Annotated in this window: 15 protein-coding genes; 9 read left to right on the top strand and 6 right to left on the bottom strand. The window is 69.4% G+C overall.

Annotated elements, in window-relative coordinates; translation table 11 throughout:
• Positions 1 to 41: 41 nt before the first annotated feature.
• Complete coding sequence (locus ACFY9I_RS23970) at positions 42 to 878, top strand: ATP-binding cassette domain-containing protein (RefSeq protein WP_391004822.1); 837 nt, start codon at positions 42 to 44, stop codon at positions 876 to 878.
• Complete coding sequence (locus ACFY9I_RS23965) at positions 875 to 1,900, top strand: ABC transporter permease subunit (RefSeq protein ID WP_391004820.1); 1,026 nt, start codon at positions 875 to 877, stop codon at positions 1,898 to 1,900. The genes ACFY9I_RS23970 and ACFY9I_RS23965 overlap by 4 nt, the downstream gene beginning before the upstream one ends.
• A gap of 135 nt (positions 1,901 to 2,035) precedes the next feature.
• Here the strand turns inward: ACFY9I_RS23965 and ACFY9I_RS23960 are convergent, their stop codons facing one another.
• The 5 genes from ACFY9I_RS23960 to ACFY9I_RS23940 all read right to left on the bottom strand — a co-directional run bounded on the left by ACFY9I_RS23960 (position 2,036) and on the right by ACFY9I_RS23940 (position 6,755).
• Complete coding sequence (locus ACFY9I_RS23960) at positions 2,036 to 2,704, bottom strand: response regulator (RefSeq protein ID WP_391004819.1); 669 nt, start codon at positions 2,702 to 2,704, stop codon at positions 2,036 to 2,038.
• A complete protein-coding gene (locus ACFY9I_RS23955) occupies positions 2,701 to 3,834 on the bottom strand; it encodes a histidine kinase (protein ID WP_391004817.1) in 1,134 nt (377 codons plus the stop codon). The genes ACFY9I_RS23960 and ACFY9I_RS23955 overlap by 4 nt, the downstream gene beginning before the upstream one ends.
• A gap of 130 nt (positions 3,835 to 3,964) precedes the next feature.
• Positions 3,965 to 4,471 (bottom strand): metal transporter, encoded by a 507-nt coding sequence (locus ACFY9I_RS23950; protein WP_391004815.1) that lies wholly within the window; start codon positions 4,469 to 4,471, stop codon positions 3,965 to 3,967.
• 139 nt (positions 4,472 to 4,610) lie between these two features.
• Positions 4,611 to 5,543, bottom strand: a complete 933-nt coding sequence (locus ACFY9I_RS23945) for an alpha/beta fold hydrolase (protein ID WP_391004813.1) — start codon at positions 5,541 to 5,543, stop codon at positions 4,611 to 4,613.
• 504 nt (positions 5,544 to 6,047) lie between these two features.
• Positions 6,048 to 6,755 (bottom strand): GntR family transcriptional regulator, encoded by a 708-nt coding sequence (locus ACFY9I_RS23940; protein ID WP_391004811.1) that lies wholly within the window; start codon positions 6,753 to 6,755, stop codon positions 6,048 to 6,050.
• A 97-nt stretch (positions 6,756 to 6,852) separates the two neighbouring features.
• Here ACFY9I_RS23940 and ACFY9I_RS23935 point away from each other — a divergent pair, with 97 nt between their 5' ends.
• The 7 genes from ACFY9I_RS23935 (at position 6,853) to ACFY9I_RS23905 (ending at position 15,260) form a co-directional block, all read left to right on the top strand.
• A complete protein-coding gene (locus ACFY9I_RS23935) occupies positions 6,853 to 7,509 on the top strand; it encodes an SDR family oxidoreductase (RefSeq protein WP_391004809.1) in 657 nt (218 codons plus the stop codon).
• A complete protein-coding gene (locus ACFY9I_RS23930) occupies positions 7,506 to 8,423 on the top strand; it encodes an NAD(P)-dependent oxidoreductase (protein ID WP_391004807.1) in 918 nt (305 codons plus the stop codon). The genes ACFY9I_RS23935 and ACFY9I_RS23930 overlap by 4 nt, the downstream gene beginning before the upstream one ends.
• Before the next feature lie 174 nt (positions 8,424 to 8,597).
• Entirely contained in the window at positions 8,598 to 10,313 is a 1,716-nt protein-coding gene (locus ACFY9I_RS23925; RefSeq protein WP_391004805.1) for a dihydroxy-acid dehydratase, read from the top strand.
• Between the two features lie 82 nt (positions 10,314 to 10,395).
• Positions 10,396 to 11,910 carry a CocE/NonD family hydrolase gene (locus tag ACFY9I_RS23920; RefSeq protein WP_391004803.1) on the top strand — a complete coding sequence of 505 codons (1,515 nt, stop codon included), beginning with the start codon at positions 10,396 to 10,398 and terminating at the stop codon, positions 11,908 to 11,910.
• A gap of 603 nt (positions 11,911 to 12,513) precedes the next feature.
• Entirely contained in the window at positions 12,514 to 13,662 is a 1,149-nt protein-coding gene (locus tag ACFY9I_RS23915) for an alpha-hydroxy-acid oxidizing protein (protein ID WP_391004801.1), read from the top strand.
• A gap of 27 nt (positions 13,663 to 13,689) precedes the next feature.
• Positions 13,690 to 14,658 (top strand): fumarylacetoacetate hydrolase family protein, encoded by a 969-nt coding sequence (locus ACFY9I_RS23910; RefSeq protein ID WP_391004799.1) that lies wholly within the window; start codon positions 13,690 to 13,692, stop codon positions 14,656 to 14,658.
• Positions 14,659 to 14,690: 32 nt separating this feature from the next.
• Positions 14,691 to 15,260, top strand: a complete 570-nt coding sequence (locus ACFY9I_RS23905; protein WP_391004797.1) for a cupin domain-containing protein — start codon at positions 14,691 to 14,693, stop codon at positions 15,258 to 15,260.
• 326 nt (positions 15,261 to 15,586) lie between these two features.
• On the opposite strand, the gene ACFY9I_RS23900 is transcribed toward ACFY9I_RS23905, so the two are convergent.
• Positions 15,587 to 15,768, bottom strand: a 182-nt coding sequence (locus tag ACFY9I_RS23900; protein ID WP_391004795.1) for a pirin-like C-terminal cupin domain-containing protein, incomplete at its 5' end; no start/stop codon positions are given.

The following is a 15,768-nucleotide window of genomic DNA, read 5'->3' as shown; positions in this document are numbered from 1 at the left end:
CGAAGAAATACGGCCGCCGCGGCAGGCCGGCCCTGAGCGACGTGAATTTCACCGTCCCCTCCGGGCGTGTCATCGGTCTGGTCGGGCCGAACGGGGCCGGTAAGTCGACTCTGCTGCACCTGGCCTGCGGGCTGATCGAGCCGACATCCGGGTCGTTGTCCGTGCTGGGATCGCGTCCGGCGGCGAACGCCTCACACCTGGCCCGGGTGGGCTTCGTCGCGCAGAGCACTCCGGTGTACGGCTCGTTCACCGTGGCGGAACACATGAAGCTCGGCGCGAGGATGAACCCCGCGTGGGACCACGCCCTGGCCGAGCGGCGTATCCGTCAGGTTGGTCTGGACCCCCTGCAGAGAGCGGGGCGGCTCTCGGGTGGTCAGCGCGCGCAGCTGGCGCTGACCGTCGCGGCGGCCAAGCGGCCTGAGCTGCTGATCTTCGACGAGCCGGCGGCGGCTCTGGACCCGCTGGCCCGCAAGGGGTTTCTGCGGAACCTGATGGAGTTCGTGCTCGAACTCGGCGCCGGCGCCGTGCTCTCCTCTCATCTGCTCGGCGACATCGAGCAGGTCTGCGACTACCTCGTCGTCCTGTGCGACTCACGGGTGCAGGTGGCCGGCGATACCCGGGACCTGTTGGCCGGGCATGCCCGACTCGTCGTGCCTCGGGGCGAGTCGGACCATCTGCCCGCCGGGGTCGAAGTGATCTCCGTTGAGCACGGTGGCGAACACAGCAGCGCGGTCGTCCGCATCGACATCCCGCCCGCGTCGCTGCCGTACCCCGTTGAGCCGGTCTCGCTCGAAGAACTCGTTCTCGCCTACATGACCCGGGCGGCCGCGGTGCCCGGGGCCCGGGTCGACTCCGCAGCCGGGGGGCCCTTGCGATGATGTGGCTGAACTGGCGGCAGTTCCGAGTCCAGGCGCTGGTCGGCGTCGGCGCGCTGGCCTTTGTCACCGCGTATCTGGTCCACCTGGGCGCGGACATCCGCGACGGTCACGAGGTCTACCGAGCCCATTGCCAGAGTGCGGCCGAATGCGCCCGGGCACGAAGCCGATTCCTCAGCGCCCACAAGGACACGCTGTTGCTCCTCGCGGCCGGGCTCGGCCTGATCCCCGCCGTCATCGGCACGTTCTGGGGCGCGCCGCTGATCGCCCGGGAGCTCGAGAACGGCACCCACCGCCTGGTGTGGAACCAGAGCGTCACCCGCCCGCGATGGCTCCTCACGAAGGTCCTGCTCGTGGGCCTGGCCGCCATATTCCTCACCGGTGCGTCGGCTGCCCTGCTCACCTGGGCGGCACACCCGTTCGACGAGGTCAGCGGAAGCCAGTTCAGCACCTTCGAATTCGGCGCGCGCAACATCGTCCCGATCGGCTACGCCGCGCTGGCCTGCACCTTCGGCACCGTCGTCGGGCTCCTGCTGCGCCGGACCCTGCCCGCGATGGCTGTGACACTCGTCGTCTTCCTCGCCTTCCAGTTCTTCTTCCCCACCATGGTGCGCCCCGGCCTGATGCCGGCGGACAAGGCCACGTTGCCGATGTCAGCCCAGGCGATCAACGAGGCGCGGAGCCTGGGCAGTATCGCGGGTGGCTCCGTCATCGAGGGGGTGAGGATCCCGGGCGCGCCCGACGCGTGGATCGCCGAGACGAGCCCGCTGCGCACCGCCGACGGCAAGACGCTCGACGGGACCACGTTCAACGACTGCATCGACTCCCCGCCCAGGACCGGCGCGGGCGGCACGTTCGGCGATGCGGCGGTGTGCCTGGCCACGTACGATCTCCACGTCGACGTCCGCTACCACCCCCGCAACCGCTATTGGGCGTTCCAGTGGCTGGAGACAGCGATCTACCTGACACTCAGCGCAATCCTCACCGGCTTCGGCCTCTGGCGGATCCGACGCAGAGTGAGCTGATCCGCTTGTGAACCGGCGCGGTCCGGGCGCCGCAGGGGCCATCCCCGCGGCGCCCGTCGGGAGTTGCCCGGGTTCACCGCGGGTCTGTCCGACAGCATGTGAGCTGGGGGAAAGCGCCACGACCCTGGGAGCGGTTCACTCGGAGGTGCTTTCGACGACCCGGTTCTCCCAGGCCCAGACAGCGATTTCGGTCCGGTTGCGCACCCCGAGCTTGTTCTGGATCCCCGACAGGTGACTCTTGACCGTGCTGAGGGAGATGAACAGTTCTGCGGCGATCTCCTGGTTGGTGCGGCCACGTGCGATGGCACGCACGACCTCAAGTGCCCGTCCGGACAACGGGGGTGACTGCCCAGCACGGCCGCGGGACATCGTCTCGGTCCGGTTCAGGTGCTTCAGCAGCCGGAGGGTGACCGACGGCGAGACCAGCGCCTCGCCGTTGTGAGCGGCACGGACTGCCTCGATGAGCAGGGCGGGTCCGGCGTCCTTGAGGACGAATCCCGCCGCGCCGCCACGCAGGGCGCCGTACACGTACTCGTCGAGGTCGAAGGTGGTGACCACGATGACCCGGATCGGATCGCTCACCCCCGGACCGGCCAGCGCGCGGGTGACGTCGATGCCGTCGAGCTTGGGCATCCTGATGTCCACCAGGCACACGTCCGGCCGTAACTGCCTGGCCATCGCGATCGCCTCGGCCCCGTCCGCGGCCTCCCCGGTGACGGCGATGTCGGGCTGGTCCTCCAGGATCAGCCGCAGGCCTCGGCGGATCATCGCCTGGTCGTCGGCGAGCAGGACCTTGATGGTCATCCAGGCTCCTTGGCGGGAACAGGCAGGGTCGCCCGCACGGACCAGCCGCCCCCGGGTTGGGGACCGGCGCACAGCGAGCCGCCGAGCGTCTCGACGCGCTCGCGCATCCCGATGAGACCGTACCCCCCGCGGTGGTGCGGCCGGGCGGAGTTCGGCAGGGCGTCGTCGGTGACCTCGACGGTAACGGCTTCGGTGTCGTGGCCGACGGTGACGTCGATGGCACGGGCGTGCCGTGCGTGCCGCAGAACATTGGTCAGGGCCTCCTGAACGATGCGGTACACGGTGCTGGTCACCTCCGGCGGCCAGTCCGTGTCGTCGTCCGGCGCGCTCAGACGCACGTGCGGTCCCTGGCGGCTGAAGCGCTCGACCAGCGCGCTCAGCCCCTCCGGTCCGGGCGAGGCGGCTGCGGCATCGTCGGTGTCGCGTAGCAGCCCGACGACACGGCGCATCGCGGCCATGGCTTCGGACCCGGCGGTCTCGATCTCGCTCAGCGAGTCCGACACCTTCTCCGGGGCGCGCCGCGCGACGACATGGGCGGCCTGCGCCTGGATCAGCATCCCTGTGATGTGGTGGGCCACGATGTCGTGCAATTCCCGGGCGAGTGCCAGCCGTTCGGCCCGACGCACCTCTTCGGCTGCGGCTTTCGCTCTGCCGTCGTACCTGCGCAGCGCCAGCCCGACGCCGACGGAGACCAGCCAGGCCGCGGCGGCGATGGCCGGAACCGCCGACGGCGGTCGGACGGCGAACTGAACGGCGATCACCAGCAGTCCGGCGCTCGCGACAGCCCCGGCCCTCACCATCGGCAACAACCTGACGGCGGAACCGGTGAGCACCGCCAGGCCCAGGGCGACGGCGGGTCCGAGCCCGGCGGGGAACCGGGTGCCCGGCAGGAGCGGAACGAGGACCGCCAGCGCCGTGACGACGAGGCCGACGGCCGCCGTCCAGGCCGGCTCCCGATGACGCATCAGCGCCAGCGCGCACAACACCACGGCGGTGGCGGCGCCGGGAACCCAGGACGCTGCCCCCCAGGTCTGCGCGAGGGCGAAGGACTGGGTGGCGATCGCCGCAAGGAACACGACACCGAGCCCGACGGTCGAGATGCCCCTGAACCATCGGCCCGGAATGATCACGTTGATCAGATTAGCGAATTCCCGCCCGCGATCCGCGCTGTTCGGCGGCGCCGCGGGCCAGATGCCGGGCGGCTCCGAGGTCCTGGCGGCGGACTGGGCGGCGCTCACCGCGTCCACAGCTCTCCGGCCCCTACGACCGCCGCGAATCGGCCCAGAACCCCTGCGACGCAGAGGAGTTGGCGCCCGGGCAACGGTCGAGACAGCGCAACGCCGGCCCCGCCACGAGGGCGGCGACCATCCCCATCGTGGCCAGGCTCGTCACGCCGCTCCATCCGCCGAACCAGGTGACCCCGGTCACCGCGACGCCGCCCACGGCGATCCCGGCGGCCGATCGTGTCGGCAGCGTTCTGATCGCGTAGGCAACGTGCACCGACAGGGCCAGCGCCGTGATGGGGGCGGGCTCCTGCGGCAGCCTTTCATCGCTGATGAGGGACACCACCACGGCGAGGGCGGTCACGGCCAGGCTCGCGACCGCGGTCAGCACCTTCTGCCGCTCGCGCATCAGCGTGAGGCCGCCCACGGTGATCGAGACGGCGGAGCCGAACACCCAGGACGCTCCGCCCCAACTGCCCATGAGCATGAACGTGGTGAAGACGATCCCGAGGGCGAACACAAAGCCGAGCCCTGCGTTGAACACCCTCCCAGCCGACCTTGTCGGCCGAACCCCTGTATGCATGATGCTCAGGCTAGAAAGCCGAAGCACATCGCGGGACCGGCCGAAAGTACGGATAAGCGTCGGCGAAGCTGTACTTCGGGCCGGTTCCGCCCGACGCCGGTCAGTCGGAGGTTTGGCCCGAGAGCCCCGCCAGGAAGTCCAGCAGACGTCGGTTTACCTGATCAGGGGCCTCCTCCTGGATCCAGTGCGACACCCCGGGCAGGATGTCGGCGCCGCGCAGGTCGGTGACGTGGCCGTCCATCAGCGACGGTGGCATGAACCGCAGCACCTGGTCCTTCTCGCCGCCGATGAACAGGGCGGGCTGGTCGACGGTGCGCCCGTCGTAGCGGGCAAGCAGCTCCCAGTTGCGGTCGAAGTTGCGGTACCAGTTCAGCGGCCCGGTCCAGCCGTTCCGCTTCAGCGCGGCAGTCACCACCTGGTGATCCTCGGGGGAGCGGAAGGTGAGGGCATTGGTGGCCGGACCGTTGCGCCACCCCTCGCGGTCCAGGATCCAGCGGCCGTTGAGCGCGCGTTCGACGTCGGCGTTGAAAAGCGCGTCGGCCACTCCGGGTTCCTGGAGCCAGAGCATGTAGAAGTCCTCGCCCATCGTCTCGCGCCAGTGTTGGGTGGGCGGTACGGGAGTGCGTGGTACGTAGGGGACCGACAGCCCGGCGACGGCCCGGACCCGGTCCGGGTGGATGAGTGCCGTGTACCAGGCGACCAGCGCACCCCAGTCGTGCCCGACCACGACCGCCTGCTCCAGGTCGAGCGCGTCCAGCAGTCGCACCACGTCGCCTGACAGGTGTTCGATGTCGTACGCCTGGACACCGCTCGGGATGGAGGTGTCGCCGTAGCCGCGCTGGTCCGGGGCGATGGCCCGGTAGCCGGCCTCGGCCATGGCGGCCATCTGGTGCCGCCAGGTGAGCCACAGTGCCGGATGGCCGTGCAGGAAGAGCACGGCAGGGCCGGTGCCGAGCTCGGCGACATGCATCTTGATCTCGCCGAGGTCGACGTGGCGGTGGGACATTCCGGTGAGTTCAAGGGCGTTGGTCATAGCGTCTCCGGTGAGGGGTGTCTCATCGATTCGGTTCAGCCGCACGGACGGCTTCTGAAGCGCCGCGGGCTGGCGGGTTTCGGGTCGAGGCTGAATCGCTGCGGCCGTCGAGGATGAGGTGGAGTTTCGCCCGAAGTGCCGAAGGCCGCGCGGTGGCGAACATCCGGCGCGGGAGTCATGTGGGCGATCCCGCACAGCCATAATATGCATTGCTAGTGCATTCATGCACTAGCAATGCACTAATCGGGGCGGCGATCACGCGATCGTGCCCGACGACGGCGAACCGTTCGATCCGAGTGATCTCATCGCCGCGGTCTGGCCCTCGGCCATGCTCCGCTTGGAGTGGCTCAGATGCTCGGCATCGCCCGGGAGGGGGCTTGATGCCGCCGTATCCGCGGAGATCTGTCGTGACGACGATGTGCCACTGGGTCAGGACGGGCGGCACCGGGTCCCACACCGGGCGCGCTGTGCGGGCCGGAGAACGTGCGATCCGTGGTCACCGTCTCATCTTGAGCCCATTGGTGTACCGGTGAAGTACTCGCGGATCATCGTGGCGTTCGACTCCAGCAGGTGGTCACGGATCGCGGTCTCCGCGCGGCTCGCGTCTCCCGCGGCGATGGCGTCGGAGACCGCTTCGTGTGCCGCGCGTTCGTCGTCGGAACGGATGTGGTCCTCGATCCCGGGCACGAGATGGTGAAGGCGGCAGACCTCGTTGGTGAGCCGCTCGACGATACCGACGGCCCGTCCGTTCCGGGAGGCCCGCACACAGGCCAGGTGGAAGCCGGCGGCCGCGTCGACGCGGGCGCCGAGGTCGGCGTCCGCGGCGAACTGCCGGGCCATGTGGTCGCGCAGCTCGACCACCAAGTCGGCGTTGACGTTGCGTGCGGCAGCGGCGAACAGCGGCGGCTCGAGCAGTAGACGCAGGTCCATGACCTCGCGGATGTCCTGGTAGCTCAGGCTGGTGACCATGTACCCCTTGCGGGGCAGCACCGTGACCAGCCCCTCGACCGCCAGCAGCTGGAGCGCTTCGCGCACAGGGGTCTTCGAGACGCCGTACTGCTGCGCGAGCCCGGTCTCGATGACGACCCCGCCGGGAGGAAGCTCCGCTCGCAGGATCTGGCGCCGCAGTTCGTCCCGGATCCGCTCGGTCTGGGACCGGCGATCCTGAGATATGCCAGCGGAGCGATTTCTGCTGCCTGGACCTTCACCCATGTGACCTCCCCTCATCTCAGGTAGTGAGCAGGACTCCATGTTAGGGGACGTGGCTCCACCCCCGCCGGAACCTCTACTTTTCGTACGGTGGACATGAGTGAGATCTTTGAAATATATTACAGGTGTCGAAGGGAGGCGTCGTCATGGCTGTCGGCTTCACCAGCCTGCCCGTGGCCATCGGGGCAGGGCCACGGACGGCATCGGAGCGGAGGTCGCCGCGGCCGACGAACTGGTCGCGCTGTGCTCGCGTGGTTTCGGGCGGCCGGACCTGCTGGTCAACAACGCGGGCATCGGCATTCCAGTGCCCCGTCGTGACCTGCGGGCGGGCACGCCCGAGTTCATCGAGCGCATACGGCGGATCAATCCGCCGGCGCCGTGGCATCCGATCGGAGCCGCCGAGTCCTTTCCGGACGAGGCGGAGGGATCGGTGGTCAAGGTGACTTCTGTTGCGGGTACGACCGTCTCCGGCAGCAGCATCCCGTATGCGGTGAGCAAGGCCGCACTCGAGCACCTGGCCAGATGTCTGACTGTGGCGCTCGGCCCAGCCGTCCGGGTCGACGCGGTCGCGCCGGGCCACATCGAGACGGACCGCACCCGTGGCCGGACGGAGGTTCGCGACCACGTCCTGAAGCACGCCCCGGCGGCAGGGCGCGGCGCTCTGGCAGATGTTGCCGATGCGGTCCTCGGCCTCGTCGGATCGCGTTACACCACAGGTGCCGTCCTTCCCGTCGACGGTGGATTGGGGCCGGCGTGACCACGCGCACCGTCTGTGTCCCTGATGCCGAACGGCGCGCCGGTCTCCTCGAGCTCGGAGCGGACCGGTACGCCGACCTGATCGTGTGGGACGGCACCACGCCGGCACCCGAGGGAATCGAGAGAACGTCGTTCCTCCTGGCGCCGTACCGCATCGAGCCCTTCAGCGCCGACCGGTTGGCGCTGATGCCCGGCCTCGAGGCGATCCAGCTCATGTCCGCCGGATTCGAGACCTGGGAAACGGTCTGTCCGCCCGGCGTGGCGCTCTGCGCGGGCCGGACCCTGCACGGATCGTCGACGGCCGAGGTCGCCGTAGCCGGAATTCTCATGCTGCTGCACCGGCACCCCGAACTGCTCCGGCAGCAGTGGGAAGGGACGTGGCGTGCGCAGCCGAGGGCCGGCCTCCAAGGGCGGCGAGCGGTCGTCGTCGGCCCCGGGGACATCGGGCGTACGGTGGCGTCCGTCCTGGAGGCCTTCGGCGCTCGAGTGACGCTGGTGGGCCGCACGGCCCGGGACGGCGTGCTGGGCCAGGCCGACCTGCGCGCCCTGCTGCCCCAGCAGGACGTCGTCGTGCTGACGACGCCATTGACCGAGGAGACCAGAGGGCTGGTCGACGCCGAGTTCCTCGCCCGCCTGCCGGAGGGCGCCATCGTCGTCAACGTCTCGCGTGGTCCCGTCGTGGACACGGACGCGCTCGCCGACGCGCTCGAGCGGGAGCAGGTCCGCGCGGTCCTCGACGTGACCGATCCCGAGCCGCTCCCGCCCGATCACCGTCTGTGGCGCATGCCCGGCCTCATCCTCACCCCCCATGTGGGCGGCGCGGCGGCCGGCTGGGAGCGGAGGGCGGACGCCCTGGTCATCGAGCAGCTCGAACGCTGGTCGGCCGGCCGGGATCTGCTGCATCGCGTCAGGTAGCCCACATCACTGCACAGCCCAGCGACAGCTGCGACCGGGACCGATGCCGGCCTCCACGACGGAGCCGTGCTGCCTGCCTCGGCCAGGCCAACGGGCTCTCCAGGCTTCAAGGGAGCGGAATCTGTTGAGATATCTGCGTCATAGCATCGGGATGCTCATCCTGAAAGGCGGGCCATGTCGCAACGCGGAGTGAGCCGCGACGGGGGAGCGGCCTTCAGGGACCCGGGTCAGGACGGAATGCTCCACCGGGCGTTTCTGCGCGGGACGGGTCTCGGCGCTGAGGACGTCCGGCGGTCACCGGTGATCGGGATCGCCACGTCCGCGAGTGACCTGAACCCCTGCAACCTGGGCACCACGGCGCTCGTCGAGCGGATCAAGGAAGGTGTTCGGTCCGCGGGTGGTCTGCCCCTGGCCTTCCCGACCATCTCCGTCTCCGAGCCCTTCACCCGCCCCACCAGCCTCTACCTCCGCAATCTGCTCTCGATGGATGTCGAGGAGATGATCGCGGGCTCTCCCGTCGACGGAGTGGCGCTCGTCGGGGGATGCGACAAGACGGTTCCGGCACAGATCATGGGAGCGCTGAGCGCGGGAAAGCCGGCCGCCGTGCTGACCGCGGGACCTCGGACGCCGACGTCCTTCGGCCGGCATGAGAACTTCACCATCGACGACATCTGGCCGGTGTGCGAGGCCCGCCGTACCGGTGAGGTCGGTGACGAGGAGTGGGCGCAGCTCGAACGCTGGGCGATCGGCGGCGTGGGCACCTGCAACGTCATGGGGACCGCGATCACCATGGCGGCGGTCGCGGAAGTGCTCGGGTTCGCACTCCCGGGATCGTCGCTGCCGCCGGCGACGAGCGACGTCCGTGAGGAACTGGCCTTCCGTACGGGAGAGGCGATCGTGGCCGCGACGCGAGCCGGCCGGACCCCGGGTGAGCTGGTGTCGATGAAGTCACTGGAGAACGCTTTCCGCGCGGTCAACGCCCTGGGCGGTTCGACGAACGCCGTCATCCACCTGGAGGCGATAGCGGGCCGAGCGGGCCACGTCCTCGGCATGCGCAGATTCTCTCAGTGGTCGGCGACGACGCCCCACGTCGCCGACGTGCGGCCGAGCGGCCGGTACTCACTGGCCGCGCTGGAGACCGCCGGCGGAATACCCGCGGTGCTGAACCGCATCCGGGACCAGGTGCACCTCGACACGGTCACGATCACCGGCCGGACCTGGAAGGAGCACCTCGACGGCCGCGACTTCCCGTCCCACCAGGCGATCGCGGGCAGCGTCCCGCTGGCGTCCCGCGGCGGCCTCGTCGTCCTGCACGGCAACCTCGCCCCGCGTGGTGCCGTCCTGAAGGTCGCCGGCGCCCACGACGAGCGGCTGCAGCGGCATCGCGGGCGCGCGGTCGTCTTCGAGGGACTCGCCGATCTCAACGCGCGCATCGACGACCCCGATCTCCCGGCCGACGCCGACAGCGTGCTGGTGCTGCGCGGGATGGGAGTGATCGGGGCGCCCGGGATGCCCGAGGTCGGCCACATTCCGGTACCGGCCAAGCTGCGCGGGGCCGGTGTGCGCGACATGCTGCGCATCTCCGACGCACGGATGAGCGGCACCGCGACCGGCACGGTCGTCCTCCACGTCACGCCGGAGGCCGCGGTCGGCGGCCCGCTCGGACTGGTGCGCGACGGAGACGAGATCGAGCTGGACGTGGCGGCGGGCACCATCCGGGTGGTGCTCAGCCCGGAGGAACTCGCCCGCCGGCGCAGTGCCGTGCCGCCGCCCCAGCCTCCGCGTGGCTACGCGTGGTTGCACCACCAGCACGCTCTCCAGGCCGACCAGGGGTGCGATTTCGACTTCCTGCGCCCCGACTTCCGGACGCGGACGGATGCGGCTGGATGAGGAGGCGCTGATGCGCCCCGCCTCCGGTGCCGTGTCGAACAGACCAACGTTTTGCGCTGACTTGCAGAAGGAGCGAAGCGATATGCAGATACAACGGGATGTCATGGTGGAGACCCGCGACGGGTCGCTGATCGCCGTGAACGTCTTCCGGCCCGACGGCGACGCGCCGGTGCCGGTGATCGCCTCGATGAGCCCGTACGGGAAGGACGTGCACTGGCCGGAGCGCTACCCGCTCTACGAGGTCGCCGACCAAGGTGACCACGCCGTGTGGGAGACCCCCAGCCCCGAGTGGTGGACAGCGCGCGGATACGCCGTCGTCCGCGCCGACACCAGGGGAAGCGGGAAGTCGCCCGGGCGGCTCGACCTCGACAGCCCCAAGGAGATCGAGGACTTCTACGATGTGATCGAGTGGTGCGGGACCCGGCCGTGGTCGACGGGGAAGGTCGCGTCGAGCGGCATCTCGTGGTACGCGGTGATGGGCTGGCGTGTCGCGGCGCTGCAGCCGCCGCACCTCGCCGCGGTGGTGGCGTGGGAGGGGCTCACCGACTGGTACCGCGAATCCGGCAGGCAGGGCGGTATCTACGCCAACGGAGGCCAGGAGGGCTGGTGGCAGACGCAGATCGAGCCCCAGCGGAGCTCCGAGGACTTCTCCGACCTGCCCGCGGAGCTGAGGTCGCGTGAACTCCTCGACGACTGGTACCGCGAACGAACCGTCGATCTGTCACAGGTGACCGTGCCGGTGCTGTCGGCCGGCAACTGGGGTTCCATCCACCTGCACCTGCGCGGCAACATCGAGGGCTGGCTCGGCGCGGCGTCGGAGCACAAGTGGCTGGTCGTCCACGTCGGCTCCCACATCGACCCCTACTACTCGGACTGGGGCAAAGAGCTGCAGTCGCGCTTCCTGGACCGCTTCCTCAAGGGCGACGAGACGGCGATGGACGGTGTCCCGCCCGTGCGGCTCGCGATCCGCCGCGGACACGAGACCGAGTGGCGTGACGAGCAGGAGTGGCCCCTGGCCCGGGCCCAGTGGCGCCGGCTCTACCTCCACAAGGAGACGCTGGACTGGGAGGCACCGACGGAGGAGACGCTGCCGTATCCGGCCACCTTCGACTTCGTGGCGACCGAGCGCCTGGAGCTGACCGGTCCGGTCGCGCTCCGGCTCTGGGTCTCGCACGTGGCGGACGACCTCGACGCCTTCGTCCGGCTGGAACAGTACGACGTGAACGGTGAACGCATCCCCGCGATCGGCCCGCACGGCAAGTTGACACCGGTGCCGATGGCGATCGGCTGGCTGCGCGCGTCCCACCGCAAGCTCGATCCCGAGCGCAGCCTTCCCTACCGTCCCTGGCACACCCACGACGAACTCCAGCCCCTCGAGCCGGGGGTGCCGACGCTGCTGGAGGTCGAGTTCTGGCCGACGTCGCTCACGCTCGAGCCGGGGCAGCGGCTTCAGCTGCAGCTCCTCACGAACGACGACGACCTCCACCCGAGGCTCGCCCACAACGACCCGGCCGACCGGAAGAGCGCGGAGGGTGCGACCGTCCACTCCGGCGGCGAGCACGCCTCGCACCTGCTCGTGCCGGTGATTCCGAGCTGACGAGGCACCTGCCGCGAGGGGCCGTTCCGCCGCACATCCCGCACCTCTGGGCCAACGTAGTGAGGAGTCGCACTCCACACCGCGGTCGGCAGCGACTGACCGTGCAGACGTCGTCTGCCGGCGCTGTGCCGTCCGCGGTCGGCCGCACGTCCGAGCGGCTCGTCATGTCCAGGGAGAGTAGGCGATTCGGCGGGGTCACCTCCGCCGCGCTCATCGGCCCTGCCGGGGCCGCGATCACCCCCGGTTCGTGAGCGTGTCGCGGCTCAGCGCGGCCGGCCGGCGCCCGCTGGAGTCTCGACGCGGTCCTCATGGCGCCTGTGGGCGGCGCGGGAACCCTCTTCGGACCCGTCCCGAGCATGCTGATCATCCATCACGGACCAACCTGGCAACTGGAGGCGTAGCAGATCCTTTCACTGGACATCGAGGGGCTGCTCCTCATCCTCATCCTCATCCTTGGCACATCCGGGCACAGTCGCCCCAGACCTGATGGACATGCCGGTCGCATGTCAACAGTAGGAGGTTCGAGTGGTCGTCCGTACGTCGGCCGATGTCTCCAGACACGTCCCCAGGCTTCGTGAGATCCGGCCACTACTCAGGCTGCAGATGCCCCGCGTCAGCCGCCGGAGCCGGCTGGAGCGAGCCGCGACCATCGAGGACCTCCGGGCACTGGCCAGGAAGAGGATTCCGCGCGCGGTGTTCGACTACGTCGACGGCGCCGCCGAGTCCGAGGTGAGCGCCGCCCGTGCGCTCGAGTCCTTCGCCAGGGTGGAGTTCCTCCCCCGGGTGCTGCGTGGCCTGGAGACCCCCGATCTGTCGACCAGCCTGCTCGGCTCGGGCTCCTCCCTGCCGGTGATCCTGGCCCCCACCGGTTTCACCCGCATGATGCACCACGAGGGCGAGCTCGCAGCGGCTGCAGCAGCTGCCGAAGCGGGCATCCCCTATGTGCTCTCGACGCTGGGCACCATGCCTCCGGAGCGCATCGCCGTGCCGGCGTCCGACCGGTGGTTCCAGGTCTACCTCTGGAAGGACCGTGCGACGACGCGCGCCTTGGTCGACCGCGCGGCCGAGAGCGGATTCCGGGCGCTCGTCCTCACCGTAGACACCCCGGTCGCCGGAGCCCGGCTCCGTGATGCCCGCAACGGCTTCAGCATCCCGCCCGCACTCACGGCCCGGACCCTGCTCGACCTGGCGCGCCACCCGGCATGGTGGTGGAACGTCCTGACGACCGAGCCCCTCACGTTCGCCGCGCTGACCAGCACGGAAGGTGAGCCGTCGGCGATGGTGAACCGGATCTTCAACCCCGGTGCCAGGCTTGAGGACCTTCAGTGGCTGCGCCGGATCTGGGACGGCCCGCTGGTCGTCAAGGGAGTGCTGAGCGCTCAGGAGGCGAGCCGCGTGGTGTCGGCCGGAGCCGACGCGGTGATCGTGTCGAACCACGGCGGCCGGCAGTTGGACCGCGCCGCCACGCCGTTGGAGGCCCTCGGTGAAGTCGTTCAGGCCGTCGGGTCCCAGGCGGAGGTGTACATGGACGGCGGTGTCCGGTCCGGCGCCGATGTCGCAGCGGCGGTCGGCCTCGGGGCCCGCGCCTGCCTGATCGGCAGGTCCTACCTCTTCGGGCTGATGGCAGGCGGCAGGCCCGGAGTGCAGCGCGCGCTCGACATCCTCACAACCGAACTTTCCAGAACCATGTCGCTCGCCGGTGCGGGGCGCCTGGACGAGCTCGCGGAGGGCATCGTCAGGCTGCGCCGGTGACCGTACACAGAGAGGAGCCCGTTGACGATGCAATTCGTTACGTACAGAAGCCGTGAGGGCGAACGAGTCGGCGTACTCAAGGACGGTGTCGTCCACGGACTCGACGAGGGAGTGCGGCTGATCGACCTGCTGGGTGATGACGGCACGCGCCTTCGCTCGGCCGGTGAATCCGCCCTGCGGGATCCGCGAGAGATCCTGCGACTGGACGCAGTGTCGCTCGCACCACCGATTCCGCAACCCCCCGCTGTGCGGGACTTCGTCACCTTCGAACAGCATGTGTCGGGTACGGCCGCCATCGCCGTCGAGAACGCGGCCGTTCCCGCGCTGTGGTACGAGATCCCCACCTTCTACTTCTCGAACCCGCACTCAGTCATCGGGGCGAGGGACGACGTTCCGCTGCCACCCGGATGCGAACGCTTCGACTTCGAACTCGAAGTGGCCGCCGTCATCGGTCGTGAAGGCCGGAATCTGTCACCAGAGGCTGCCGCCGACCACATCGTGGGCTACCTGGTGATGAACGACTGGTCCGCTCGTGACCTGCAGTGGCGCGAGATGCAGCTCCATCTGGGACCGGCGAAGGGGAAGGACACCGCGACGACCCTGGGACCCGCACTCGTGACGGCAGACGAACTGGAGAGCCGACGCAGCGGCACCTCCTTCGACCTGACGATGTCCGCCGCTGTGAACGGAAACGTCGTCGGCACCGACATCCTGTCTCACATGTACTGGTCCTTCGAGGAACTGGTGGCGTACGCCAGCCGCGGAACCAGGGTCCTCCCCGGGGACATCATCGGCTCGGGCACCTGCGGCAGCGGCTGCCTGGCGGAACTGTGGGGGCGCAACGGGATCGACAGCATTCCGCCCCTTCAGGCCGGAGACGAGGTCACACTCTCCGTCGAGCTCCTGGGCGAGCTGAGCAACCGCGTGACCAACGGCGATCCAGTCCAACCCCTGCGAGCCCAGCGGCACGTTTCGGACGAGGACCCGCAGACGTGACGAGGCACCACCCATCAAGAGGAGCGAGAGTCATGCCCACACCCCCCACCCGGGTCATCACCGGACACGACGGAGGGACGGCCATCGTGACGTCGATGGGCCCGCCGGCCAACGTCTTCGAGATACAGACTGTTCCCGGCGTCGTGTTCTACGAGCTCTGGAACACCACGTCGACTCCGGTGGTCATCGACAACGGCCCGGATCCGACCGACACCCCGCTGCAGATCAAACCGCCCTCGAACGGCACGGTCATCCGCATGATCGACTACCCGCCCGACTCGGAGACGTTCCTCGCGAGGTCGGCCGAAGAGATGCGTGAGACGTTCCGGGAGATGGGAGAAACGGACGTCACCCCGAAGGCTTCTGAAGCACGCCACCCCGGGATGCACCGGACGGAGACGGTCGACTACGCCGTCGTGATCTCAGGGGAGATCACGTTGATCCTCGACGACAGCGAGACAGACCTCAAGACGGGGGACGTGGTCATCCAGCGCGGAACGAACCACGCGTGGGCGAACCGCAGCGGTGCACCCGCTCGCATGCTCTTCGTCCTGATGGACGGTCAGTACGATCCGGCTCTGGCCGCCCACTTCTCCCCGTGACCCGAGTGCGGCCAGGTCGGCGAAGTACGGACACGGCGCCCCGCCCACAGATCGCCGACGTCGAGGAGGTCACCCCTGGCCGACGCCCACTCCCACAGCCGTGGCGCCGAGCGCATCGGCAGCACCGGCACGTAAGCGTCGGTGGCCGCATGTCCGCCCCCCTGGGATCAGCCGGTTCCGGGGATGTTCAGCTGGCCGCCCACTCGGGCTGGGTCATGTCTGTGTTCTTGTTCGTCATGTTCGCTGTCTCTTGTTTCTGGTCCTTCTGGTACTTCTGATCCTTCTGGTGATCTGGGTTGTTCTCGGTCCGTGTCGCAGATGTCCGGTCATCGGTCGTAGGCGAGGCGGGCCTGGCGGGGCACCGGGCCGAAGGCGCCGGCGTGGAAGTCGGTGAACGCCTTGGTGATCTCCACCTTGGTGTTCATCACGAACGGGCCGCCGACGGCGACGGGTTCGCGCAGGGGAATGCCGCTGTAGACCATGACTCGGGCGGGCTGTTCGGGGTCGA

It is taken from the genome of Streptomyces sp. NPDC012510, from assembly GCF_042955065.1.
In the GTDB taxonomy this organism is placed as follows: domain Bacteria; phylum Actinomycetota; class Actinomycetes; order Streptomycetales; family Streptomycetaceae; genus Streptomyces.
The sequence above is the reverse complement of the archived record's forward strand: the minus strand, read 5'-3'. Positions and strand labels throughout refer to the sequence as shown.